Origin of the sequence: Paenibacillus qinlingensis, assembly GCF_031455095.1 — a bacterium.
GTDB lineage: Bacteria > Bacillota > Bacilli > Paenibacillales > NBRC-103111 > Paenibacillus_E > Paenibacillus_E qinlingensis_A.
The window spans coordinates 1-1087 of the sequence record NZ_JAVDSB010000042.1; the positions used below are offsets into that span (position 1 = coordinate 1).

A 1087-nucleotide genomic window follows, 5' to 3' on the forward strand; every position below is an offset into this window, starting at 1 on the left:
ATCCACGCGTTCCCATCTCGAACACGACCGTTAAGCCTTCCAGCGTCGATGGTACTTGAACCGCAGGGTTCTGGGAGAGTAGAACGTTGCCAAGCGATACCCATGGCAAGCTTTCGGAGAAAGCTTCGAAAGCTTGTAGGTGGGTTTTTATTTTGAAGAATTTCCCTATACGGGCCCTTAGCTCAGCTGGTTAGAGCGCACCCCTGATAAGGGTGAGGTCGGTGGTTCGAGTCCACTAGGGCCCACCATTTAACTTCATAAGAAGTTTCCCATTTATGGGGCCATAGCTCAGCTGGGAGAGCGCCTGCCTTGCAAGCAGGAGGTCAGCGGTTCGATCCCGCTTGGCTCCACCAAAACACATTTTACGACAGAAATTTCTAAGAAATTTCGACTTGAAATGCAGTAATAAGATGTGGTAAGATAACTTTCGCCGCTGAAATAGGGCGAGGATAATTGAATCACATGGCATAAGTTGTTCCTTGAAAACTAGATAACGAAACAAAACGTAAAGTAAGAACTTAGGTTGCTTGATCTTCGGATATCGCAAAAATCTTTAAACTCTTTCAATTAGGAGAGACTTTGGCTTAGGCCAAAGATCCCTATAAATGGTTAAGCTAGAAAGAGCACACGGAGGATGCCTAGGCACTAGGAGCCGAAGAAGGACGTGGCGAACGACGAAATGCCTCGGGGAGCCGTAAGCAGGCTTTGATCCGGGGATGTCCGAATGGGGGAACCCAGCTGTGGTAATGCGCAGTTACTCTAAAGTGAATACATAGCTTTAGTAGAGGCAGACCCAGGGAACTGAAACATCTAAGTACCTGGAGGAAAAGAAAACAAAAGTGATTCCGTCAGTAGCGGCGAGCGAAAGCGGAATAGCCCAAACCAAGGAGCTTGCTCCTTGGGGTTGTAGGACCTCGATATGGGGTTAGTTTGGTAGGCGAAGTGATCTGGAAAGGTCCGGCATAGAAGGTAAAAGCCCTGTAGCCCAAACCGAACGAATCCCCTAGAGGTATCCTGAGTACGGCGGGTCACGTGAAACCCCGTCGGAATCCGGCAGGACCATCTGCCAAGGCTAAATACTCCCTAG

The 1087-nt window shown here is 48.9% G+C and carries 2 tRNA genes and 2 rRNA genes; all 4 read left to right on the plus strand.

Annotation, left to right across the window (positions count from 1 at the left end):
- Window positions 1-95, plus strand: a 5S ribosomal RNA gene (gene rrf / locus J2736_RS34235); the annotation flags it as partial.
- Between the two features lie 76 nt (window positions 96-171).
- Window positions 172-248 (plus strand) — tRNA-Ile (locus J2736_RS34240).
- A 29-nt stretch (window positions 249-277) separates the two neighbouring features.
- A tRNA-Ala gene (locus tag J2736_RS34245) sits at window positions 278-353 on the plus strand.
- A gap of 254 nt (window positions 354-607) precedes the next feature.
- Window positions 608-1087 (plus strand): 23S ribosomal RNA (locus J2736_RS34250); the annotation flags it as partial.